The 22,612-nt window shown below is 70.2% G+C and carries 26 protein-coding genes; 19 read left to right on the top strand and 7 right to left on the bottom strand.

The genetic code is table 11. From position 1 onward, the window contains the following. Positions 1-92 precede the first annotated feature (92 nt). The 5 genes from LY41_RS07880 to LY41_RS07860 all read left to right on the top strand — a co-directional run bounded on the left by LY41_RS07880 (position 93) and on the right by LY41_RS07860 (position 4,057). Positions 93-569 carry a nuclear transport factor 2 family protein gene (locus LY41_RS07880; protein ID WP_253863216.1) on the top strand — a complete coding sequence of 159 codons (477 nt, stop codon included), beginning with the start codon at positions 93-95 and terminating at the stop codon, positions 567-569. 51 nt (positions 570-620) lie between these two features. Beyond that, positions 621-1,787, top strand: coding sequence for a hypothetical protein (locus tag LY41_RS07875; RefSeq protein ID WP_253863215.1), 1,167 nt, complete (start codon positions 621-623; stop codon positions 1,785-1,787). After that, positions 1,784-2,560, top strand: coding sequence for an SDR family oxidoreductase (locus LY41_RS07870; RefSeq protein WP_253863214.1), 777 nt, complete (start codon positions 1,784-1,786; stop codon positions 2,558-2,560). Before LY41_RS07875 ends, LY41_RS07870 begins: the two co-directional genes overlap by 4 nt. A 13-nt stretch (positions 2,561-2,573) precedes the next feature. Beyond that, entirely contained in the window at positions 2,574-3,719 is a 1,146-nt protein-coding gene (locus LY41_RS07865) for a sulfotransferase family protein (RefSeq protein WP_253863212.1), read from the top strand. Between the two features lie 89 nt (positions 3,720-3,808). Continuing rightward, positions 3,809-4,057, top strand: a complete 249-nt coding sequence (locus LY41_RS07860; protein WP_253863210.1) for a DUF397 domain-containing protein — start codon at positions 3,809-3,811, stop codon at positions 4,055-4,057. 60 nt (positions 4,058-4,117) lie between these two features. Here the strand turns inward: LY41_RS07860 and LY41_RS07855 are convergent, their stop codons facing one another. Together LY41_RS07855 and LY41_RS07850 are read right to left on the bottom strand one after the other, a co-directional pair. Beyond that, positions 4,118-4,309 (bottom strand): DUF397 domain-containing protein, encoded by a 192-nt coding sequence (locus LY41_RS07855; RefSeq protein ID WP_253863209.1) that lies wholly within the window; start codon positions 4,307-4,309, stop codon positions 4,118-4,120. Continuing rightward, positions 4,272-5,168, bottom strand: a complete 897-nt coding sequence (locus LY41_RS07850; protein ID WP_301296782.1) for a helix-turn-helix domain-containing protein — start codon at positions 5,166-5,168, stop codon at positions 4,272-4,274. The genes LY41_RS07855 and LY41_RS07850 overlap by 38 nt, the downstream gene beginning before the upstream one ends. A gap of 124 nt (positions 5,169-5,292) precedes the next feature. On the opposite strand from LY41_RS07850, the gene LY41_RS07845 reads away from it, so the two are divergent. Genes LY41_RS07845 through LY41_RS07835 form a run of 3 tightly spaced genes read left to right on the top strand, consistent with a single transcriptional unit; the run spans position 5,293 to position 6,014 of the window. Beyond that, complete coding sequence (locus tag LY41_RS07845) at positions 5,293-5,610, top strand: hypothetical protein (protein ID WP_253863207.1); 318 nt, start codon at positions 5,293-5,295, stop codon at positions 5,608-5,610. Continuing rightward, positions 5,607-5,843 carry a hypothetical protein gene (locus LY41_RS07840; protein ID WP_253863206.1) on the top strand — a complete coding sequence of 79 codons (237 nt, stop codon included), beginning with the start codon at positions 5,607-5,609 and terminating at the stop codon, positions 5,841-5,843. The genes LY41_RS07845 and LY41_RS07840 overlap by 4 nt, the downstream gene beginning before the upstream one ends. 6 nt (positions 5,844-5,849) lie before the next feature. Further along, positions 5,850-6,014: a hypothetical protein gene (locus LY41_RS07835; RefSeq protein ID WP_253863205.1), complete on the top strand. Its 165-nt coding sequence runs from the start codon at positions 5,850-5,852 to the stop codon at positions 6,012-6,014. A gap of 375 nt (positions 6,015-6,389) precedes the next feature. On the opposite strand, the gene LY41_RS07830 is transcribed toward LY41_RS07835, so the two are convergent. Both LY41_RS07830 and LY41_RS07825 read right to left on the bottom strand, forming a co-directional pair. Then, entirely contained in the window at positions 6,390-7,073 is a 684-nt protein-coding gene (locus tag LY41_RS07830) for a metal-dependent transcriptional regulator (protein WP_253863204.1), read from the bottom strand. A 46-nt stretch (positions 7,074-7,119) separates the two neighbouring features. Continuing rightward, on the bottom strand, positions 7,120-7,575 hold the full coding sequence (locus LY41_RS07825; protein WP_253863203.1) for a GNAT family N-acetyltransferase: 456 nt from the start codon (positions 7,573-7,575) through the stop codon (positions 7,120-7,122). Positions 7,576-7,659: 84 nt separating this feature from the next. On the opposite strand from LY41_RS07825, the gene LY41_RS07820 reads away from it, so the two are divergent. The 4 genes from LY41_RS07820 to LY41_RS07805 all read left to right on the top strand — a co-directional run bounded on the left by LY41_RS07820 (position 7,660) and on the right by LY41_RS07805 (position 10,958). Further along, a complete protein-coding gene (locus LY41_RS07820; RefSeq protein ID WP_253863202.1) occupies positions 7,660-8,409 on the top strand; it encodes an enoyl-CoA hydratase/isomerase family protein in 750 nt (249 codons plus the stop codon). After that, a complete protein-coding gene (locus LY41_RS07815) occupies positions 8,406-9,965 on the top strand; it encodes an AMP-binding protein (protein ID WP_253863201.1) in 1,560 nt (519 codons plus the stop codon). The genes LY41_RS07820 and LY41_RS07815 overlap by 4 nt, the downstream gene beginning before the upstream one ends. Next, positions 9,956-10,564: a TetR/AcrR family transcriptional regulator gene (locus tag LY41_RS07810; protein WP_253863200.1), complete on the top strand. Its 609-nt coding sequence runs from the start codon at positions 9,956-9,958 to the stop codon at positions 10,562-10,564. Before LY41_RS07815 ends, LY41_RS07810 begins: the two co-directional genes overlap by 10 nt. A gap of 67 nt (positions 10,565-10,631) precedes the next feature. Next, positions 10,632-10,958: a hypothetical protein gene (locus tag LY41_RS07805; protein ID WP_253863199.1), complete on the top strand. Its 327-nt coding sequence runs from the start codon at positions 10,632-10,634 to the stop codon at positions 10,956-10,958. A 181-nt stretch (positions 10,959-11,139) separates the two neighbouring features. Here the strand turns inward: LY41_RS07805 and LY41_RS07800 are convergent, their stop codons facing one another. Then, positions 11,140-12,165 carry an NAD(P)/FAD-dependent oxidoreductase gene (locus tag LY41_RS07800; RefSeq protein ID WP_253863198.1) on the bottom strand — a complete coding sequence of 342 codons (1,026 nt, stop codon included), beginning with the start codon at positions 12,163-12,165 and terminating at the stop codon, positions 11,140-11,142. 233 nt (positions 12,166-12,398) lie between these two features. On the opposite strand from LY41_RS07800, the gene LY41_RS07795 reads away from it, so the two are divergent. Beyond that, positions 12,399-13,103 (top strand): 4'-phosphopantetheinyl transferase family protein, encoded by a 705-nt coding sequence (locus LY41_RS07795; RefSeq protein WP_253863197.1) that lies wholly within the window; start codon positions 12,399-12,401, stop codon positions 13,101-13,103. A 4-nt stretch (positions 13,104-13,107) separates the two neighbouring features. Beyond that, positions 13,108-14,286, top strand: coding sequence for an isochorismate synthase (locus tag LY41_RS07790; protein ID WP_253863195.1), 1,179 nt, complete (start codon positions 13,108-13,110; stop codon positions 14,284-14,286). 103 nt (positions 14,287-14,389) lie between these two features. Here LY41_RS07790 and mihF read toward each other — a convergent pair whose 3' ends face one another. Continuing rightward, positions 14,390-14,701: an integration host factor, actinobacterial type gene (gene mihF, locus LY41_RS07785; protein WP_253863194.1), complete on the bottom strand. Its 312-nt coding sequence runs from the start codon at positions 14,699-14,701 to the stop codon at positions 14,390-14,392. A gap of 298 nt (positions 14,702-14,999) precedes the next feature. Between mihF and LY41_RS07780 the strand changes: the two genes are divergently transcribed. From LY41_RS07780 to LY41_RS07770, 3 genes are all read left to right on the top strand, one after another. Then, entirely contained in the window at positions 15,000-16,622 is a 1,623-nt protein-coding gene (locus LY41_RS07780; RefSeq protein WP_253863193.1) for a long-chain fatty acid--CoA ligase, read from the top strand. Between the two features lie 204 nt (positions 16,623-16,826). Next, positions 16,827-18,101, top strand: a complete 1,275-nt coding sequence (locus LY41_RS07775) for a C39 family peptidase (protein WP_253863192.1) — start codon at positions 16,827-16,829, stop codon at positions 18,099-18,101. 165 nt (positions 18,102-18,266) lie between these two features. Beyond that, positions 18,267-18,764 (top strand): gamma-glutamylcyclotransferase, encoded by a 498-nt coding sequence (locus tag LY41_RS07770; protein WP_308292217.1) that lies wholly within the window; start codon positions 18,267-18,269, stop codon positions 18,762-18,764. Here LY41_RS07770 and LY41_RS07765 read toward each other — a convergent pair. After that, the gene (locus LY41_RS07765; RefSeq protein WP_253863191.1) at positions 18,754-20,373 is read right to left on the bottom strand and encodes an FAD-binding oxidoreductase; all 1,620 of its coding nucleotides are present in this window, start codon (positions 20,371-20,373) and stop codon (positions 18,754-18,756) included. The two genes, LY41_RS07770 and LY41_RS07765, sit on opposite strands and share 11 nt — an antisense overlap. A gap of 16 nt (positions 20,374-20,389) precedes the next feature. On the opposite strand from LY41_RS07765, the gene LY41_RS07760 reads away from it, so the two are divergent. Together LY41_RS07760 and LY41_RS07755 are read left to right on the top strand one after the other, a co-directional pair. Continuing rightward, positions 20,390-20,998: a TetR/AcrR family transcriptional regulator gene (locus LY41_RS07760; protein WP_253863190.1), complete on the top strand. Its 609-nt coding sequence runs from the start codon at positions 20,390-20,392 to the stop codon at positions 20,996-20,998. After that, a complete protein-coding gene (locus LY41_RS07755) occupies positions 20,995-22,545 on the top strand; it encodes a glycerol-3-phosphate dehydrogenase/oxidase (protein ID WP_253863189.1) in 1,551 nt (516 codons plus the stop codon). Before LY41_RS07760 ends, LY41_RS07755 begins: the two co-directional genes overlap by 4 nt. The last annotated feature ends 67 nt before the right edge of the window (positions 22,546-22,612 follow it).

The raw sequence follows: 22,612 nt of genomic DNA, 5'->3' as shown, positions 1-22,612 counted from the left end.
CAGCAAAGCAAGCCCGTCGCGGCCACGGCCAACGGGGTCACAACAGGAACATGTTCTTGCCACGACGTCGGCGAACCGCGAAGCTTGTACCCATGGACCTCATCACCCTCGAAGAGATCAAACAGACCAAGTATCGCTATCTCCGCTGCGTCGACCTCAAGCGCTGGGACGAGCTCGCCGACGTGCTCACGGCCGATGCCACGGCCGATTACGGCAGCCCCGCACTCGGCGCATCCCTCGACTTCACCGGTCGCGACGCGATCCTGGACTTCCTGAGGACCAACCTCGGCGGCACCATGATCACCACACACTCCGCAGGTCAGCCGGAGATCGACATCGAGGGCGACACAGCGACGGGCACCTGGTCGTTCGAGGACACGGTGATCGCACCGGAACACGAGGTGCTGATCAAGGGTGCCGCCTTCTACCGGGACCGCTACCGCCGCGGCGACGACGGCGTGTGGCGCATCGCCCACACCGGCTACCTGCGCCTCTACGAAATGATGCTGTCCACGGCGGACGTACCGAGTCTGCGGCTGACGGCCAACCTGTGGACCGGGACGGCGTGAGCGGCCGGACGTCTCGTTGACCCGATGTAGAACACGTTCTATCGTATGGTCGTGATCACGCAGCCGCTGACGGACGCCATCGCCGAAGCCGAGAAGGTCATCGCCGACGCACCGCACGTCCGTGGCGAAGCCGATCTCGTCGAGGGATACGACTACCTCGCGGGCAGCATCCAGGCCTGCCTGCACCTGGCCAGGGCCTATCAACGCGACCATCCGTTCTTCGTGCAGTCGACCGGTCCGTACACGAAGATGGGGCTCGACAATCCGGACGCCCTGTACTTCCACTCCAACATCCGCGACGACGCCGAGTACGTCGTCACCGGCACCCGCGGCACCACCAGGGACCTCAGCTTCCAGGTCCTCGCAGGCGACTACACCCCGGTGGAGGTGCCGGACAGCCTGACCGCGTTCGACGACCGCGAGTTCGACGTCGCGCCCGACGGAACGTTCGAGCTCCGCTTCGGCCCCGACCGCAGCAAGGCGGGGCGCGGCTACTTCGTCCTTCCCGAGGGCGCGGCGATGCTCGTCGTCCGCGAGGTCTACAGCGACTGGACCGAGCGCCGCGGCACGCTGCGCATCCACCGCGACGACACGGCAGGCACCGCCCCACCGCCGCTCGACCGCGACGCGATGACCAAACGGTACGGCGTGGCGGGCACGATGCTGCTGGGCAGGCTGCGGACGTTCCTCGCCTTCCCCGAGTGGTTCTACCTCAAGTTGCCGGTGAACACCCTCACCGAACCGCGCCGCACCCCGGGTGGCCTCGCGACGCAATTCTCGGCCGTCGGGCACTACGACCTGCCCGACGACAAGGCGATGATCGTGACGGTGCCGAAGTCGGACGCGCCGTACCAGGGCATTCAGCTCGGCAGCATGTGGTACATCTCGCTCGACTACGTCAACCATCAGACGAGCCTCACCGCCGATCAGGCCACTGTGGACCCGGACGGCAGATTCCGGTTCGTCATCAGTGAGCGTGACCCCGGCGTAGCCAACTGGCTGGAACGGCTGGGACACGACCGCGGGTACGTGCAGCTGCGGTGGCAACGGCTCTCGCGCGAACTCGGTGCCGCAGACGGGCCCACGGTCGAGGTCGTCGACGTCGACGAGCTGCCGGCCCGGCTGCCGTTCCACGACCAGGCGAGGGTCACGCCGCAGCAGTGGACGGCCCGCATCGCCCGCAGGCAGGCGGAATTCGCAACGAGGATGCTCGGTTGACTGCCCTGGACGGCAAGGTCGTCGTGGTGTCCGGTGCGGGTCCCGGACTGGGCAGGGCGATCGCGTTGCGCAGCGCACACGCGGGCGCCGACGTCGCACTCGTCGCGCGGGACGAGGAGCGGCTCGCGAAGGTGGCGGCCGAGGTGCGTGAACACGGCAGGCGCGCACTCACCGTGCCGGCCGACATCACCGACGACGATGCGTGCACCCGGGTCGTCGACTCGACGGTCGCCGAGTTCGGCCGCGTCGACGCCCTGGTCAACAACGCCTTCACGATGCCGCCGATGACGGACCTGACGGACGTGCGGATCGACGAGCTCCGCGCCGGCCTCGACGTCAACGTGTTCGCGGCGCTGCGGCTCACCCGGCTCTTCGCGCCGCAGCTCGCCCCTGCCGGTTCCGTCGTGATGATCAACTCCGCCGTGCTGCGGCATTCCCGGCAGCTCTACGGCGCGTACAAGATGGCGAAATCCGCGCTGCTGTCGGTGTCGCAGAGCCTCGCCTCGGAACTCGGGCCGACGGGCGTGCGCGTCAATTCGGTGGCACCGGGCTACATCTGGGCCGACCTGCTGCAGGCCTATTTCACCTATCTCGCAGGCGAACGCGGCGTCGATCCGCAGCAGATCTACGACGAGACCGCCGCGGCCACCGACCTGCGGAAACTGCCCGAACCCGACGAGATCGCCGACGCCGTCGTGTTCCTCGCCTCCCCCATGGCGCGCGCGATCACCGGGCAGTGCCTCGACGTCAACGCGGGCGAGTTCCACCACTGAGGAAGGCGGTGCCATGGTCGCGACCATCGACGAGCTGCACGAATCCGCGAGCCGCATCACCGGGCTCGACGACTTCGGCGCCGACGACTACACCGACGGACTCGCCGTGCTGCTCGACTCCTACGAACGGGAGGCCGCGCTGACCCCGTTGGGGCGCAAGGTGAAACGGGCTTTCCTCCGCGGCGCGCTCATGGCACGACTGCTCAGCGAGGCGGCGTGGAAACAGCACCCCGAGTACGCCGACGTCGCGATCGAGCGGCCGATCTTCGTCACCGGCCTGCCGCGCACGGGAACGACCGCGCTGCACCGGCTGCTGACCGCCGATCCCTCGAGCCAGGGACTCGAGGTGTGGCTGACGGAGGTGCCGCAGCCGCGCCCGCCGCGGGCGCGGTGGCCCGACAACCCGGTCTTCCAGCGGATCCAGGCAGGTTACGAGCAGTACCACGTCGAGAACCCGGAGTTCATGGGCGTGCACGCGATGTCGGCCGATCAGGTCGAGGAATGCTGGCAACTGCTACGGCAATCGCTGCGGTCCGTATCCTACGAATGCCTGGCGCACGTGCCGTCGTACTCGGAGTGGCTGTCCGAACAGGACTGGACGGCGGCTTACCTGCGGCACCGGAGCAACCTCCAGCTGATCGGACTGCCCGATGCCGACCACCGGTGGGTGCTGAAGAACCCGAGCCACCTGTTCGCGCTCGACGAGCTGTTGCAGGTGTATCCCGACGCGCTCGTGATCCAGACCCACCGCGCACCCGAAACCGCGATCGCCTCGGTGTGCAGCCTCAACGCCCGGGCGAGCGCGGGCTGGTCGGACACGTTCACCGGTGAGCGGATCGGCCGGGACCAGCTGGAGTTGTGGGGGCGCGGACTGGAAACGTTCACGGCCGCGCGCGCCCGGCACGACCCGCAGCGGTTCTTCGATGTCGACTACGACGACTTCGTCGCCGATCCGATCGGCACCGTGGAGAGTGTGTACCGGCATTTCGGCCTGCCGCTCAGCGGAGAGGCGCGCGAGTCGATGCGACGACTGCACACCGCGAGCACCACCGGAACGGCACGGCCCGCGCACCGCTACTCCCTCGCCGACTTCGGCATGACCGAGGGTGACGTCCGCCGCCGCTTCGCCGACCTGCCGACGGTCCCCGGGCGTGCATAGCCGCCTCGCACACCCGCGCCGACGAGGGTTGCAACAAGGACCTGTTCTTGCCACGGGTGCCGCCCGGCCACCGACTAGACTCGGCAGCCATGGACGCAGACGCGAAGCGAAGGGCGCTCGACGCGATCGACGTCGAGCGGGTCGAGTGGCGTCGCTACGGCTCGGGCGACGGCGCGCTGGATGTGGCGCACGTCGAGCACGACGGCGAGCCGCTGACACTCATGCGGAGCGAGCAGAGCAGTCCGCCGGGTGTCGTGCTCGTGTTCACCGCCGGCGAGTGGGACGCGTTCACCGCAGGCGCACGGGACGGCGAATTCTCCGAGACGTTCGACGGCTGAGATGAGGACGCCGCCCCGGACATGCACGGTTGTCCGGGGCGGCGTCGTCGGGTGCGCCTGTCAGGCGTTCACGTCGGCGAGCAACGCGGCGAACGCGTCCCGCGAGACGGCGAGATAGCCACCCTCACGGTCGGTGGTGTCGCGAAGGCCGACGACTGCCGGCTGCACGGTCGCTTCTACGCAGTCTTGTCCGCTGTCGCCGCCGCCCGAGTAACTACTCTTGCGCCACTCGCAGGCTTCCAGGTTGATCATGCGTTCTGCTCCGTTGGTATTGGGCGATGAGCCCGAGTTGCGTGGTTGTTTCTACAAACGACAGAGCTTGCGCCGCAAGCTTGCTCCATCGGTCCTCTTGGTTGGCGACTTGTTCGTCTGCCTCGAGGTAGAGCCCACCTCCTAGCGTGTCGGCGTGAACGAACCTTGCCCCGTCACGCAGCGTCATGAGCTTGAACGGCATGCCTAGCGCGACGTGTTCGGACAAGTCCTGTGGAAGAATCTGAATCGACACGCTCGGGTCATTGGCAGCGTCGATCAGACTCTCAATCATCGCGGCCATTGTGGATGGACCGCCGATGTTCCGGCGCAACGCATACTCGTCGACGATCAGCCACCGCTCAACACCACGGTCGCGCAGCCGTTGCTGCCGTTCCATCCGTACGCGTGCGTGGTACTCGACGGTAGACCTGTCGAGCATCGGCGACGTTGCCCCGATGACGGCACATGCGTACTCGAAGGTCTGGACGAAGCCGGGTATGAGCACATCGGTGTAGCTGCGAATCTGGGTCGAATCGTCTTCGAGTTCCAGCAAATCCGTTGACACGCCCAACTCGTCGCCGGGGAAGACTTGCCACCACCCCTTGCGCTTCGCCTGCCGTGCAAGGGCCACGAGTGCGTGCCGCGTCTCGTCGTCCACGCCGTAGACCTGGCACAACGTGTCGGTGTCGTCGCCGGACACGCCGACGTCGAGCGATTCGATACGCGACAACTTCGACTGCGAGAACCCGGCGCGCTCGGCGGCGTCACCGATGTCGAATCCGGCGTGGACTCGCAACGCCACGAGCCGCGACACGAGTCGGCGACGCCGTAGCGAAGGCGACGAGGTCCGACGCACCATGCCAATCCTCCGTTCGTGTGATCTGCATGGGTTGCTGTTGTGCATGACATGCACACCGGCCAGGGTTGCGAGTACAAGCTTACAGCGGCAGACGACAACCTCGGATCACGACGCGGGGGTACACATGCACGGGCGACGCACGCACCCGTACGACGCGGGGACGAAGGTGCGCAGCGGCATCTATCGACACGGCCACACGTTCAGCTGGACGGCCGGAGACGACCTCGTTGCCGTACAGCGCGGGCGCATCGCCAACGCCGATCGGCGCGCGGTGATCCTGCACGACCCACTACCCAGAACGCCCGCGCTCGTTGGCCGTCACCCGGTGATTGCGTGGCTGCGCCCGCACGGCCTGCCGTGGCACGACCCCGAAGCACTCGCGGCCGTCGCCGACCGATGGCTCGCCGAGCAGCGCGAGCACGCGGGACGGGTTGCGGCATGAAACCCGACGACCGCGAGACGCTGCGCCGCGTCGCCGAATTCAACCGCAGCCTGGCCGCCGAAGCGACGGACGCGCTGGAGCACGGCGGCGGCCGGCTCACGGTCACCGACGTGGCGACACTCGGGCGCACGTGCTGCGACTTCGGTATGTCGCTGCTCGAAGACGCCGACAAGCGCGACGCCGTCGACGTCGACATATATCGGCGCGATTCGCCGCATCCCGTCCGGGGGTGACGACCGGTGAGTTGGGTGATACTCAACGACGGCACCCGGCTCGACCGTGACGGCGATGCGCCCGACCGTGACGACGACGCGCCCGAACGCGACGGCGAGCACCCCGAAGACGGCGAGCACGGCGGTGCTGTTCCCGACCCGACCGTGCCGCCGACGTCAGCACGGCGGTAACCCCGGCCGTCGTGGTGACAACCAACCGGGGGCGCGCGGCGCAGTGAGTCCGGCGCGCGTCCCCGGTTTCCAATTCCACAGCTCGCGCGCGTCCCCGGTTCGGCGCGTTACCGACGGCGGTTTCGCGTGGTTTCCGCACGTGGCATCGCGCCCGGCACTCCGGTATCAGGACGCGCGCGGTCGGTCTCGTCGTCGCGCCCAGCGCGACGGCACGGGCGGGACCGACCAGCGGCCCCCGCTCGCCACTCCAGTCCCCGCGAGCGGGGGCCGTTCTTCCGGTGGCCGGGCAGTGGGCGGGCGCGGTCGCGCGGCAGCGCGTCGATGAGGGGCGGTGCCGGGCGACGGGTGGGCGCAGGACACGCGCGTGGGGATCGGTCAGCGGACGGTGACCGACAGGGCCTGGGCGATGGTGGTGCCGAGGGCGTGCGTGGCGGCTTCGGCGGTCGGGCCGATCTTCACCACGACCGGGCCGCCGAAGGGCTGACGTTCGAGTACCTCGACGCGGTCGCCGATCGTGATCGACCGCTCCGCGAGGAACCGCAGCAGTTCCGGGTCCGTGTCCCACACCCGGGCGATCTCCCCGACCGCACCGGCGGGCAGTTCGTCGAGCAGCGCCGTGGACATCTCCTCGACGCTGCCGTCCGACGCGGGGATCGGGTCGCCGTGCGGGTCGCGCACCGGGTCGCCGAGCTTGGCCGCGATCCGCTCGACGAGACGTTCGGACATGACGTGCTCGAGAAGGTCGGCCTCGGTGTGCACCTCGTCCCAGGTGTAGCCGAGCTCGGAGACGAGATACGTCTCGATGAGCCGGTGCCTGCGTAGCACCGACCTGGCGAGCTGCAACCCCTCGGTGGTGAGCTCGATGCCGCGGTACGGAACGTGTTCGACGAGCCCCTGCTGTGCGAGCTTGGTGACCATGCCCGACGCCGACGACGGACTCACCTCGAGCCTGCCGGCCAGGGACGTGTTCGTCACCGCCTCGCCTCGCTCGGCGAGGCCGTAGATCGCGCGCATGTAGTCCTCGATCGAGGACGAACGCCGACTCGAACCGTCTTCCATGCCCTCCAAGATACGGCGTCCCTCCGACGGAACCGGTGACCGCGCCTCACCCCTGGTCGGGGAGCCAGCGGTACTTGACCCAGCCCTCGACCGGCGCGCCGCCGAGCGAGGCGTAGAACGCCTCCGCCTTGGCGTTGCCCAGCTGCATGTCCCATTCGACCCGCCCGCTGGTGCGCCTGCCCAGCTCGGCCATGAGTTCCCTGCCGAGGCCGTACCGGCGGAACTCCGGCTTGACGAACAGGTCGTCGAGGAACACGCCCGGTTTGGCGTCCCAGCTGGGGAACGTCCACGCGCACAGCGCCATGCCTGCCGTCACCCGTTCGCCCGTGCCGGGGTCGGCCTCGGCCATCACCACCCAGGCCTTCGGCTCGGGCCCGAAGAGGTGTTTCGCCATGTCGCCGCGGTCGAGCACGAGGTCGTCCTTGCCCTCGTAGCGGGCGTGCTCCTCGATGAGCAGGCAGATGTCCTCGACGTCGTCGGATGTCGCATCACGTACCGGCATGACATGCAGTTCAGCACAGGTCAGTGCCCGGATGCCACCCTTCGGGTCTATCGATCGATTGATCGTCTCGGTTAGTCTGGCCGCATGCCAACCGTGGAGCTCGACACCTCCGGAGCCGACGGCGTGGCCGTCGTCCGCCTCGACCGGGCCGACCGGCTCAACGCCGTCACCGCCGAACTCGTCGACGACCTGCTCGCCGCGCTGGATGCCGTGGCGGCCCGCGCTGACGTGCGAGCGGTCGTGCTGACCGGCAACGGCCGGGCGTTCTGCGCCGGGCACGACCTCAAGGAACCCGCACCCGAAGGCGATTCGCGTCCGCGGCTGGAACGCCTGCAGGACGTCACGCGCAAGCTCCGCGGCCTGCCGCAACCGGTGATCGCCGCCGTGCACGGCTACGCGATCGGCGCAGGTGCCGAGTTCGCACTGGGCTGCGACCTGGTGGTGGCCTCCGGCGACGCCGTGTTCGCCTTCCCCGAGGCCGGTCTGGGCCTGAGCGTCACCGGGGCGGCATCCCGGCTGCTGCCACTGCTGGTCGGACCGCTGAAGGCCAAGGAGCTGATGCTGCTGGGCGAGCGCATCGACGCCGCAGCCGCCGCCGAGCTGGGCCTGGTCAACCGGGTCGTGCCGCGCGACGAGCTCGACGCACACGTCACGGGACTGGCCGCGGAGCTGGCGGGCAAACCGGCCCGCTCGGTGACGCTCGCCAAGCGCGTACTGGACCACGGCATCGACGCCGCGGTCGAGACCGTGCTGGAACTCGAGGTCACCCACGCCCTGCTCACCGAGCACACCCACGAGGTCACCCGGAGCGCCGCGGAGTTCCGGTCACGATGAGCGAGCACCTCGTCGAACTCGTCACCACCGCTGCCCGGCGGTGGCCGGACAAGCCCGCGTGGATCTTCGACGACACCGGGGAGCCGGGCGCCGGGGAAACGCTGACGTTCGCCGACATCGACCGGCGCACGCGCCGACTCGCCGCGGCGCTGGCAGCCCGCGGGGTGTCGGCGGGCGACCGCGTGGCCGTGATGCTGCCCAACCGGCCGGAGTTCCCGTTGCTGTGGCTGGCGCTGGCCCGGCTCGGTGCGGCGATGGTTCCGGTCAACACCGGATATCGCGAACTCGACGGCGGGCACGTGATCGCCCATTCGGGGGCCACGCTGGCCGTGACGTCGGCGGAGTTCGCGGACCTGCTGCGCACCGTCGCGCCCGACACCTCGGTGCGGGAGGTACTGACGACCGAACAGCTCACCGGCAGCACCCTCGCCAACAGCGCACTCACCGACGGCGAGCCGGTCCTCGACGTCGCGGCGACTCCGGAAACGCCCACCAACATCCAGTACACGTCCGGCACGACCGGTGCGCCGAAGGGCTGCGTGCTGACGAACCGCTACTGGACGACGCTGGCCGATGACCTGGCGACGGCCTTCCCCGCGGTCACCGCCGACGACGTCGTGCTCACCGCGCAGCCGTTCCACTACATCGATCCACAGTGGAATGTCGCGTTGGGACTGCGCTCCGGCGCGACACTCGTCGTGTTGGATCGATTCCACCCGTCGACGTTCTGGCGGAAGGTGCGCGAGCACGGCGTCACGTGGTTCTACTGTCTCGGCCTGATGCCGACGCTGCTGTTGCGAATGCCGCCGGACCCGGAGGAACGTGACCACCGCGTGCGCGCGATCACGGCCTCGGCCATCCCGCCGGAACTGCACGCCGAGCTGGAGGCCCGCTGGGGCGTGCCGTGGTACGAGGCCTTCGGCATGACCGAGACCGGCGGCGACATCCGCATGTACCCCCGCGATCACGACGAACTGGTCGGCAGCGGCTGCATCGGGCGTCCCGCAGCGCACCGCGAGGTGATCGTCGCCGACGAGCACGGCACCCCCGTGCCGCGCGGAACCGAAGGCGAGCTGCTGATCCGCGGCACGGGCCTGATGCACCGCTACCACGACGATCCGGACGCGACCGCGAACGCGTTCCGCGGCGGTTGGTTCCACACCGGCGACGTGGCACGCATGGACGACGAGGGCCGGGTGTTCTTCGTCGGCCGCACCAAGGACATGATCCGCCGCAGCGGGGAGAACATCGCCGCCGACGAGGTGGAACGGGCCCTGCTGCTGCACCACGGGATCGCCGCCGCCGCGGTCGTGGCGGTGCCAGACGAGCTGCGCGGCGAGGAGGTCAAGGCGTACGTCGTCCTGAGTGGTGAGCACGGCCCCGAGGAGCTCGCGGAGTTCTGCGAGACGAAGCTCGCACGGTTCAAGGTGCCGCGATTCTGGTCCGTTGTGGACGAACTGCCGATGACCCCGTCGGAGCGGGTCGCGAAAGGACGGCTGCGCGAGGGCGATCAGCGCGCAGGCGCCTACGACCGGAAGGCGGGCGCGTGGCTGTGACGAAGCAGGCAGGCGGCAGGCCCGCGGGCGAGCGCGTGCACCGCGCGGCGGTGAAGCTGTTCGCCACGAAAGGATTCCACGGCACGGGCATCCGCGACCTGGCGAAAGCCGCGAACCTGTCGTCGGCCAGCCTGTACCACTACATGCCGACGAAGGAGCGGCTGCTCGCGGACATCATGCGTACCTCGCTGCAGAGCCTGCTCGATGCGGCGACCGGTGAACTCGACGGCGTCGACGACCCGGTCGAACGACTCGACCGGCTCGTGGTGCTGCACGTGACCCGGCACGCACGCGAGCCGATGCGCACGCGGGTGGTGGACAACGAGGTCGACGCGCTGACCCCCGCATCCCGCCGCGATGTCGTCGGCATTCGCGATGCCTACGAGAAGCTGTGGTCGGACGCCATCGACGACGGCCTGCGCAGCGGTGTGTTCACCACCACCCGGCCCGCGACGACGCGCCTGGCGCTGCTCGACATGTGCAACGGCGTGGCCCGGTGGTTCTCCCCCGGCGGCGAGCTGGGCAGAAGCGGCCTCGCCGACCACTACGCCGACCTCGCTCGGCGCATGGTCGGAGCACCGCCGAGACAGCCCCGATGAGGCGCATCGGCCCAGCGCGAAGGGGGTGGCGCTTGCCCCGACGGCCCGGCTGAGGGACGCTCGTGGGGTGAGTGAACAGACTATCCACCTGGAACTCAACGACGAGGGCGTCGCGCCCGGACTTCCCACGCCGTCCGATCCGCAGGATCACATCCACGATGTGCCCTACCGTCCCGTCGAGTTCCGTGACGACGATCTGCCCGCCGCTCTGGAGCGCGGCGCGGCCTGGCTCCGCAATGCGCAGCAGTGGTTGGGCGAACCCGCCGATGTCATCGCCGTCCACCTCGATTACGACGACCGCGACGGCTTTCCGTACTACAACCTGAAGATCCTCTGCAACGAGGAAGATCTGGCGGGCGTACCCCTCGCGATGAAGCAGGGCAGTCGTTCCTGACGGCCATCCCCTGACGACACTTCCACCGGCCTCCGGCCGGTTTTCCACCCGTTGCACGCCTGCAACGTCGTAGTACGAATCACCCCTGGGGCGCCCTGACGGCCGTCGAGCCGGGGCGCCCCAGGGGCACACACCTCGCCGTCAGCCGGCACCCTGTGCCGTCAGCCGACACGCTGCACCGTCAGCCGGCTGTGCCGCGCTGTCGATCGGCTGCCGCGGCGGACCGGCTCCGGTATCCGGCAACCGCCAGCCGGGTTTCCTCCTGCACCAGGTCGCCGTTGAGCTGCGCAGCCGTGAACGCACCTGCCGCGGCCGCATTGCCGACCTGCGCGGACGGGTCGGTGACATTTCCGGCAGCCCACACTCCGGCGACGTCGGTCTCCCCTCGCCCGTCGACGGGCAGATGATCTCCCACGCCCGACGGATGTTCGCGCGGATGCAGTCCGACGCCGGCCAGGAATCCGGCTCGCACCGCCATCCGCGGTCCGACCACGAGCACCTCCCGTGCCGTCGACGAACCGCCTGCCGACCGCACGCCCGTGATCCGGTCGCCGTCGACCTCCACCGCGTCGACGGCGCCGTCGACGACGCGGATGCCGCGGGCGGCCAGCTGTTCCCGTTCCTCGTCGGACAGCGCCCCACCTCGGCCGAAGAACACGACGTCGTCGCTCCACTGCCGGAACAGCAACGCCTGGTGCACCGAGAGCGGACCGCCCCCGAGTACGCCGACGGCGCGGTCACGCACCTCCCAGCCGTGGCAGTACGGACAATGGACGACGTCGCGGCCCCACCGTTCGCTCAACCCCGGGATGTCCGGCAACTCGTCGACGAGCCCCGTGGCGACCAGCACCCGGCGTGCTCCGACGGCCCGGCCGTCGGTGGTGGTCACCGTGAACCCGCCCGGCTCGTCGCGGGTCACGTCACCGACCCGTGCCGTCACGATCTCCCCGCCGTAACCGCGTACCTCGTCGCGGCCCCTTGCCAGTAGCTCGGCAGGCGGTGTCGCCTCCCTGGCGAGGAGCCCGTGCACCGCGTCGGCAGGGGCGTTGCGCGGCTCCCCTGCATCCAGCACGAGCACGCTGCGCCGTGCGCGCACGAGCGTCAGCGCCGCGTTGAGTCCCGCCGCACCGCCTCCGACGACCACCACGTCGAACCGGCCGGCTTCCGTCGTGCCCGGCGCCTGTTCCGAAGTCCGTTCCTGTGTCATGTCCGATCACCTCCGAGACCCACTTTGCGCGCACCCTCGCGTCAGCGGCAAAGAATTTTGCCGAACCTGCAAAAGACGCACCGGAATGCGCGCACGGACACGCTCCGCGCGGCTAGGCCCACCCGTCACCCAACCGCCAACCCCCCACGGACGCGCTCCGCGCGGCTAGGCCCGCCCGTCACCCAACCGCCAACCCCCCCACGGACGCGCTCCGCGCGGCTATCCTTCTGGGCATGATCACGTGTTCCGTCTGGTGGGCGGTTCCGGTGGACGACACCGCCGAGCACCGCGGATTGCTGACCGACGTCGAGCTGGACCGGTACTCGGCGTACCGCAGAGCCGAGGACCGCCGGCGGTTCCTCACCGGGCGGACGCTGGCGAAAACCCTGGTCGGCGAACGTCTCGGCGTTCGGGCAGCCGACGTCGTGTTCGACTCCACCTGCGATGACTGCGCCAAGCAGCACGGCCCACCCCGCATCCCCGGCAGCACACTGCGACTGTCGATCTCGCATTCCGGCGATCGCGTGGGCCTCGCCCTCGTCGACGGTGCCGAGCTGGGGCTCGACGTCGAGTCCACGACCCGCCGCGCCGACGACGGCCTCCTCGACTACGCCCTGTCCGGCGCCGAACGTGCCGCCGTCGCCGAACTCTCCGACGACGACCGCACGCGCGCGTTCTTCCGCTACTGGACCAGTAAGGAAGCCCTGATGAAGGCCACCGGCAAGGGGCTGCGCATCCCGCTGACGAGCCTCACGCTGTCGAATCCCGGCGAACCGGCACGCCTCGTGACTTCCGCAGCATCCGCGCTCGACCCCGCGGCCACCCGGCTCGCCCCGCTGCAGCCGGGCACCGGCTACGACGCGTCGGTCGCCGTCCTGACCGGCGACGAGCTGCGGGTCACAGAACACTGGTGGAGCCCCGCTGCGCTGGGACACTGACGGCATGGACGCCGCCCGCCTCGTCGAACACTACCGGCGCGACGATTTCCTGCTCGCCACAGCACGGCGCACGCTCCTCGCCAGCGGAACGGCCCACGAGATCACCGGAACCGACGAGGATGCGCTCGCCGCCCGCGTCTCGGCGGCGCTCGCCGAGCACGACGGCGGCATCGCGGCGGGCGTGCTGCCCTACGACGCCGCCACCGGCACACCCGCCCGCCTCGTCGTCCCGCAGACGGTGCACACGACGGGCCCGGCCCATCCGGACATCGGCCGGCTCGCCCGGGAGCACATCGGCACGCCGGCCGCGGTGCGGGCCGTCCCCGATCCGCACGTCCACGCCGATGCGGTGAGCACGGCCCGCACCCAACTCGCCGTTCGTGACCTGCGCAAAGTCGTCCTCGCGCGGGCGCTCGACGTGGACTTCGCCCACGACGTGCCCGTCGCGTCGATCGTGCGCAACCTGATCCTCGACCACAGCCACGGTTACGTGTTCGCCGCGGACCTGCCCGGCGGGCGCACACTCCTCGGTGCGAGCCCGGAGCTGCTCGTCTCCCGCCGCGGCGGCCACGTCGTGGCACATCCGCACGCCGGATCCATGCCACGCGCGGCCGAGTCCGCCGCCGACGCGGCCAACGCCGAAGCACTGCTCGCGTCGAAGAAGGACCGGCTCGAGCACGCGGTCCTCGCCGACGCCGTCGCCGAAGCACTGCGCCCGTTCTGCCGCCACCTCGAGGTGCCCCGCAAACCGGCTCTGGAACGCACCCCGACCATGTGGCACCTCGGCACGCGGATCACCGGGGAACTGGCCGACCCGGAGACCACGGCACTGCAGCTCGCTTCGGCACTGCATCCGACACCGGCGATCTGCGGCACGCCCGTCACCTCGGCGCGGCGGCTGATCGGCGACCTGGAGCCGTTCGACCGCGGCTACTACGCGGGCGCGACGGGCTGGGTCGACGGCAACGGCGACGGGGAATGGGCGGTGTCGATCCGCTGCGCCGATGCCGGAGAAGCGTCACTGAGGATGTATGCGGGCGGCGGGATCGTCGAGGATTCGGATCCGCACGCCGAACTGGACGAGACGTCGGCGAAATTCGCAACCCTGGCCCGTGCCATGGGACTGGACAGCGACGTACTGACAGCGACGTACTCACGCGGTGATTCCGCCTCGCCGGGATGACAGGCGGGGCGGCACGGCGCGGGGAGCCCGCGCCGGAAGCGAAGAAGACGCGACGGTCCGTGGGTGGCACGCCGCCGGGGCGGGCCACCCACGGACACGGGCGTCACTTGAGAGCGCTGATGAGAGCTTCGCGCTGACGGTCACCGAGGCCTGCGGCCCGGCGGTCAGGGTCGATGCCCGCCTGCTCCAGGAGCGCGGCGACCTTCACGGCACCGAGCCCGGGAACAGCCTTCAGCAGCTGGGTGACCTTGGTCTTCCCAACCGTCTTGTCGTCCTTGGCGCGGTTCAGCACCTTCTCGATGCTTTCCGAACCGTCCTTGATCGACGTAAGCAGCTCCGAGCGCGCCTTGCGAGCCTCGGCCGCCTTGGCCAGGGCTTCCTGCCGCTGTTCCGGAGTCAACGTAGGCAGAGCCAACGTACCTTTCCTTTCTTCTCGGGTGCCGCTTGTGCAGCGGCGACAACCCGGATCCCCAGGTGCTTGCCCGAGCAAGCGCTGGCCAGGCCGTCTCTTACCACGGGCCCAGTAAACGCCAAGACCCCTTCGTCCGCGAAATCGACACGCGATGACCCCCCGTCCGAGGCATACCGGCCGAGGCGTTCGAGCCGTGGTGACCGCTACGCGCAACTGTTATGCGCGGCACGTGCTGCATTTCGCAGCTTACGGATAGGCTCGCCCTGAATCCGAGTTCACCGCAAGAACCACGGGAGCCTCAATGTTGAGCACGATGCAGGACGCCCCCCTTTCCATCGCCACCCTGCTGAAACACGGCAGCACACTGCACGGTACGAGCGAAGTGGTCACGTGGACCGGATCGGAGTCCCGCCGACGAAGCTACGCCGAAGTGGGTGACCGCGCCGCGCAGCTGGCGGGCGCCCTCCGCGGCCTCGGCGTGACGGGCGATCAGCGCGTCGGCACGTTCATGTGGAACAACGCCGAGCACCTCGAGGCCTACCTGGCGATCCCGGCCATGGGTGCGGTGCTGCACACGCTGAACATCCGCCTGTTCCCCGAGCAGCTCGTCTACGTCGCCGACCACGCCGAGGACCAGGTCATCATCGTGGACGGCACGCTCATTCCGCTGCTGAACAAGCCGCTCGCGGAGATGAAGACGGTGCGCCACGTGATCGTCGCGAACGGTGACCCGGAGACCGTCGAAGCCCCCGCGGGGGTGCAGGTCCACGACTACGAACAGCTGCTCGCCACGCAGCCCGCGGAGTTCGACTGGCCCGAGATCGACGAACGGTCGGCGGCCGCGATGTGCTACACCTCCGGCACCACGGGTGAACCGAAGGGCGTGGTCTACTCGCACCGTTCGATCTGGCTGCACTCGATGCAGGTGTGCATGTCCGACAGCATGCGCCTGTCCGACACCGACACGACGCTGGTCATCGTGCCGCAGTTCCACGCGATGTCGTGGGGCGTGCCGTACGCGGCGTTCATGGTGGGCGCCTCGATGGTCATGCCCGACCGGTTCCTCCAGCCCGAGCCGATCACCCGGATGATGGCGGCCGAACAGCCGACGCAGGCCGCCGCCGTGCCCACGATCTGGCAGGCCCTGCTCCAGCACCTGGATGCCAACCCGCAGGACATCTCCCACCTGCGCGAGGTCGTGGTGGGCGGCTCGGCCGCACCGCCGTCGATGATGCACGCGTTCGAGGAGCGCTACGGCGTGCCGGTGCTGCACGCCTGGGGCATGACCGAGACGTCGCCGCTGGGCAGCGTCGCCCGCCCGCCGCGCGGGACGTCGGGTGACGAGGCGTGGCGCTACCGCTACACGCAGGGCCGGTTCCCCGCCTCGGTGACGGCACGGCTCATCGACGACGACGGCAACGAGGTGCCGTGGGACGGTGAGAGCGTCGGCGAGCTCGAGGTGTCCGGCCCGTGGATCGCGGGCGCCTACCACAAGGGCTCCGACCCCGAGAAGTTCCGCGGCGGCTGGCTGCGCACCGGCGACGTCGGCAAGATCACGCCGGGCGGCTACCTGACCCTGACCGATCGCTCCAAGGACGTCATCAAGTCCGGCGGCGAGTGGATCTCGTCGGTGGACTTGGAGAACGACGTCATGGCGCACGAGGCGGTCGCCGAGGCCGCGGTCGTGGGCGTGCCGGACGAGAAGTGGGACGAGCGCCCGCTGGTGGCGGTCGTGGTCAAGGAGGGGCACACCGTGACCGCCGAAGAGCTGCGGGAGTTCCTGCGCGGCAAGGTGGCGAAGTGGCAGGTGCCCGAGTACTGGACGTTCATCCCCGAGGTGCCGAAGACCAGCGTCGGCAAGTTCGACAAGAAGCGCATCCGCGCCGACCAGTCCGAGGGCAAGCTCGACATCAGCCACTTCTAGGCGATCCCCCACCCGGCCCAACGCTCGATGCCCCCAAGGGCACCTTCGGGGCGCTCAACGCCCCCAAGGTGCCCTTGGGGGCGCTTCCCGGAGCCGGGGGCGCACACGGAGGGTGCAGGGGTGGGCAGGTACGGACTCACGACGTGGCCCGAACGGCCCAGGTGCGGTTTACACGCCGCTGTCCGGCGATAACAATGAATCGCCATGCGCGGAGGACTCCCCACGGTGCTGCTGGCAGCGATCGCCGCCTCGGTGATCCTGCAACCCACGGCCACCGCCTCGGCTCCCGCCCTGCCGATGGGCGGACCGTCACCGCAGGCCACGAACACGTCTTCCGAGGACGAAGCCATCGATTACCACGGCTGGAGCAGTGCCCGGGACTTCGCCGCAGGCGAGCGCGACGGGGTCCGCCCTGAAGCCAAGGGCATGCGCCTCCACGGCGATCCCGCCGGCACCGGGAACGGCTACGAGTACGGCACCTGGACGTCGCCGGTCCACGAACCCGGCTTCGACGCCTCCGAGCTGATCTCGTCCTGGAACGCACGCACCCCGGAGGGCACCTGGCTGAAGGTGCAGGCGCAGGCCCGCACCGCGGGCGGCGCCGACACGTCCTGGTACACGCTCGGCAAGTGGGCCTACGGCGACGGCGACATCGAACGCACCAGCGTCAGGGGCCAGTCCGACGAGCACGCGGCCGTCCACACCGACACGCTGTCGGCCGCCGACGGCGTGGCCTTCCGCGCCTACCGGCTGCGCGTCACCCTGTACCGCGAAGCCGGAACGGACGCCTCACCGGTCGTCACACAGGTCGGCGCGATGACGTCCGACGTGCCGGAGCGGTTCGAGCCGGAGCTGACCCAGCCGGGCGAGGCCGCGGGCGTCGAGCTGGACGTGCCCGCGTACGCGCAGAACGTCCACCGCGGCAACTACCCCGAGTACGGCGGTGGCGGCCAGGCGTGGTGCAGCCCCACGTCGACGACGATGGTCGCCGAGTACTGGGGCGCGAAGCCGACCGACGAGCAGCTGTCGTGGCTGCCGGCGGACTATCCGGACAAGAGCGTCGCGCACGCGGCGCGGCACACCTACGACTACGCCTACGAAGGCACCGGCAACTGGCCGTTCAACACCGCCTACGCCTCGCAGTACGGCCTGAAGGGCCACGTCACGCGCCTCCACTCGCTGGCCGAGCTGGAGAGTCACATCGCGCGCGGCACCCCGGTGATCACGTCGCAGTCGTTCCTGGAGAAGGAACTGGACGGCGCCGGGTACGGCACGGCGGGGCACCTCATGGTGGTCGTCGGATTCACCGCCGACGGCGACGTGATCGCGAACGACCCGGCGTCCTCGTCGAACGACGAGGTGCGGCGCGTCTACGATCGCGAGCAGTTCGAGACCATCTGGCAGCGCACCAAACGCTACGACGCCGACGGCGAGGTCGCCGGCGGCAGCGGCGGCGTCGCGTACATCATCGAGGGCTGAGCGATCCTGTTTTCCGGAGAACCGATCTTCCACGACGCCGAGTACCCGGAGGACCCGTATCCGGGAGCCCGGCCGGCATGCTCGTACGTCCACCACGACGGCGCGGGGTACGCGCTGACGGCCGAGACACTCGCGGCCGCGCGCGCCGACGCCGAGCGCATCCCGGTGCTCGCGTACGGCTCGAACGTGTGCCCGTCGAAGGTCACGTGGCTGCGGGAGACGCTGGGCCTGTCCGGCCCGGTGCTCGTCGCCCGCGCCGAATGCCGCGACCTGGCCGCCGTGTGGGCGGCGGGACGACGCCCTCGGGACGGCCAGCGACCCGCGACCGTCACGTCCGCGCCGGGCGTCACCGAGTGGCACGCCGTGTGGTTCGCGACGCCGGAACAGGTCGAGGTACTCGACGTCTGCGAGGCACGGGGCAAGGCCTACGACCTCGCCCGCCTCCACAGTGGACAGGTCCGGCTCGAGAACGGGTCCGTTCTCGACGAGGTGTATGCCTACGTCGGACTGGGCGAGGGCGGGATGCCGCTGCTCGTCGACGGCGGCACCGTGCGCACGGCCGACCTCGCGCAGCACGGCGCCGCCCTGCTGACCGGCGAGACGGCCGCCACCCACGGACTCGACGTCACCGTGATCCCGGAGGGCACGCCCGTCAGCCGATGAGCTTGCCGGGGTTGAGGATCCCGGTCGGGTCGACGGCCCGCTTGGCGGCGGCGAGGACGTCGCGGCCGAGTTCGCCGATCTCCGCCGCCAGGTACGGCGCGTGGTCGGTGCCGACGGCGTGGTGATGCGAGATGGTCCCGACCCGGTCCGCGGAGATGGCCTCGCAGGCGGCGGCCTTCGCGCGCTCCCACTGGCCGATCGGATCGGCGGGATCGCGCGGCGTCAGCACCGTGAAGTACAGCGACGCGCCCGTCTCGTACGAGTGCGAGACGTGGCACATGATCAGCGGATGGCCGAGTTCGCGGCGCAGGGCGGTGCGCACGCGGTCGTAGAGCGTGCCGATCTTCGACCAGTGCGTGGCGGTCTCGAGGGTTTCGACGCACACGCCCGCGTCGAGGAGTGCGTCCCGCTGCCGCGGGCCGCCGAACCGCCCGCGCAGCCACAGCCGCGCGGGTGCGGACGTGAGCCACACGCCACCGCCGGATCGCAACAGGCGCATCGCCTTCTTACGGCGGTCGGCGGACTCGCCGTGCCAGCTCAGCACCAGCAGGCACGGCTCGTCGACGCCGCGTGCGCCCAGGTAACGGCGCAGCGCATTCGTCTTCCACGTACCCGCCATCTGCAGCTGCACCTGCGTCTCGTCCACATCGGACAACCGCGTGATGTCGGCGAGCAGTCCGCTCTGCGCCAACTGCCGCACGAGCCCGCAACCGCGTTCCCAGCCGTCGACGGCGAACGCCTCGAAGTGCTCGGTCTCGGGCAGCGGACGCACCCGGACGGCGACCTCGGTGATGACACCGAGGGTGCCCTCGCTGCCGATAGCGAGTTGCCGCAGATCCGGGCCTGCGGCCGATGCGGGCGCCACCCCGAGCTCCCACTCGCCGCGCGGTGTGGCGAGCCGCACGCCGGTGACCATGTCCTCGAAACGGCCGTAGCCCGCCGAGGCCTGGCCCGCCGAACGCGTGGCCGCGAACCCGCCGATGGTGGCGCGCTCGAACGACTGCGGGACGTGGCCGAGTGTGAAGCCGTGCGCCGAGAGCATCCGTTCCGCGTCCGGCCCGCGCACACCCGCCTGCAACACGGCGGTGTGCGAGATCGGGTCGACGGACACGAGGCGGTTCAGGCGCTCGAGGTCGAGTACGACCACCGCCTTCTTGTCGCCCTGCAGCGCCGAGACGCCACCGACGACGGACGTGCCGCCACCGAAGGGCACCACTCCGATGTCGTACTCGACACACACGTCCAGCACCTGCTGCACCTGCTGCGGACTGCCGGGCAGGACGACGGCGTCGGGGGTCGCGATGCCCGAGGTGGGGTGCCGTCGCCGCATCAGGTCGAGATACGACAGTCCACCGCTTCGTTCGAGCCGTTCACGCGGTTCCTCGAGCAGGTTTCCCGAGCCGACGATCCCGGCGAGCGCGGAGCGCACCGGGTCCGGCAGCTGCGACGGCGGCGTCGCGATGGCGGAATCGGGCGCCACCGGATCGTTGGGTGTGGTCTCGCCGATCCTGCTCCGTAGCCAGCGGAGCTCCTTGGCCGTGAGGTGGGCGGCGTCGGCACCGTCGGGCGTCCAGGCACCGCGCAGGCGGTGGTCAATGCTGTCGGTCACGACTAGAGTGTGACACATGAAGCCGGAATGTCACACCCACCGTGGTGGCCGTGTCCCGGACGACACAGTGCTCGACGCGGCGAAGGAATGCGTGCTCGCCGGCGGTGTCCGGCGCACCACGCTCACCGGCATCGCACAAGCCGCAGGCGTATCGCGGATGACCGTCTACCGGCGGTTTCCCGACGTCGGCAGCGTCCTCGCGACGCTCATGACCCGGGAATTCACCGCTCTGCTGCAACAGGTGTCCGACGAGATCGCCGCGGACGGCACCGCACGGTCCCGTCTCGTCGACCACGCCGTCGCGAGCGTCCGCAGACTCGGCACCGATCCCCTGCTGCGCACCGTGCTCGACCTGGACGCCGAACTGCTCCTGCCGTACGTGACCGAACGCCTCGGCGCGACGCAGCTCATCGCCGAGGAGGGTCTGCGCGGGTTCATCACCGAGGGCCACACCGACGGATCCGTGCGGCAGGGCGATCCGGCGGCGCAGTCACGGGCGCTGTTGCTGCTGCTCCAGTCGTTCGTCCTCTCGCGCCGGCCCGCGACCGCGGGCGACGGCGCCGTACCGGCCGACACCCTGCTCGCCGAACTCACCCACCTTCTCGAAGGAGCCCTCACGCCATGATCACGGCCTCGTTGACAGCCCGGCGCCGCGCGCGGGAACTCGACGAACTCGCGTCCCGCGGACAGGTCGACGTCCTCATCGTCGGCGGCGGCGTCACCGGTGCCGGCTGTGCACTCGACGCGGCGTCCCGGGGCCTGTCGGTCGCGCTCGTCGAGGCCGACGACCTGGCTTTCGGCACCTCACGGTGGTCGAGCAAGCTCGTGCACGGCGGACTGCGCTACCTCGCCCACGGCGAGCTCGGCCTCGCCCACGAAAGCGCCGTCGAGCGCAACACCCTGATGACCCGCACCGCGCCGCATCTGACCCGGCCGATGGCACAGGTCTTCCCCGCCTACGGCTCGGCGACCGACACCGGCCCACTGCTCACCCGGGCCGGGCTGCACGCCGGGGACGCACTGCGCCGCGCGGCGCGAACCCCGTCGGCGCTGCTGCCCCGGCCACGGGCCGTACCGGCGGCGGAGGCGCTCGCGCTCGCACCCGGGCTCCGGCGTGGCGGCCTGCGTGGCGGGCTGCTCTCGTTCGACGGGGCGCTCACCGACGATGCTCGGCTCGTCGTGGCGATCGCCCGCACCGCGGCCGCCCACGGCGCGCGCGTGCTCACCAAGCTCGCCGCAACGCAGCTGCACGCCGACCGCGTCGTCGCACGGGACGGAATCACCGGGTCCACTGTGGAGCTTCGTGCGAAACAGGTCGTCAACGCCACGGGAGTCTGGGCCGGTTCACTCTCGCCGTCGGTGCGGCTACGGCCGTCGCGGGGTACGCACCTGGTGCTGGACGCCGAGCGGACCGGCCTCGGCGAGGCGTCCGTCATGGTGCCGGTTCCCGGTGAGCTGAACCGCTTCGTCCTGCTGCTTCCCCAGCCGGGCGGGCGCGTGTACCTGGGGCTGACCGACGAACCACTCGACGGCGCCCCCGAGGACGTTCCCACGGTTCCGGAGTCCGATGTGGACTTTCTGCTCGGTGTCGCGTCGTCGGTGCTGGAACGGGACCTGACGCGCGAGGACGTGCTGGGTGCGTTCGCAGGCCTGCGGCCGCTGCTGGAGGCCGACGGCGACACCGCCGACCTGTCCCGCAACCACGCGGTGCTCACCGACCCGGACACCGGCGTACTCACCGTGGTCGGCGGCAAACTGACGACGTACCGCAAGATGGCCGAGGACGCCGTCGACGCGGCGATGCGGTCGACGAACCTGACTGCGGGGCCGTCGAGAACGGGGAATCTGCCGCTGTTCGGGGCCGCGAGCCGCAGGCAACTGTCCGCTGTGGACGCACCGGCGCGGCTGGTCGCCAAGTACGGCACCGAAGCCCCGCGAGTGGCCGCCCTCGGCGACGTCGACCCGGAGCTCGCCCTGCCGGTGTGCGACGGCACCGACGTCACGGCCGCCGAGGTCGTGTGGGCGGTCCGCCACGAGGGCGCACTCGACACCGACGACGTGCTGCACCGGCGCACGCGCCTCGGCCTGGTCCCGGCGGACGCCGACGCCGCCCGCTCCCGCATCGCCGACCTCGTCGCCCGCACCACCGAAGGCCTGCACACCCCCGCCTGACCCCGGGATGGTGTGCTCCAAGGGCGCCTTCGGGCATCGAACGCAGTCACGCGCCAGCGTGCCCGTG

The sequence above is a fragment of the Prauserella halophila genome, assembly GCF_024171895.1.
GTDB lineage: Bacteria > Actinomycetota > Actinomycetes > Mycobacteriales > Pseudonocardiaceae > Prauserella > Prauserella halophila.
Note: the sequence above shows the minus strand (reverse complement) of the source record. Positions and strands in the feature narration are given on the sequence as shown.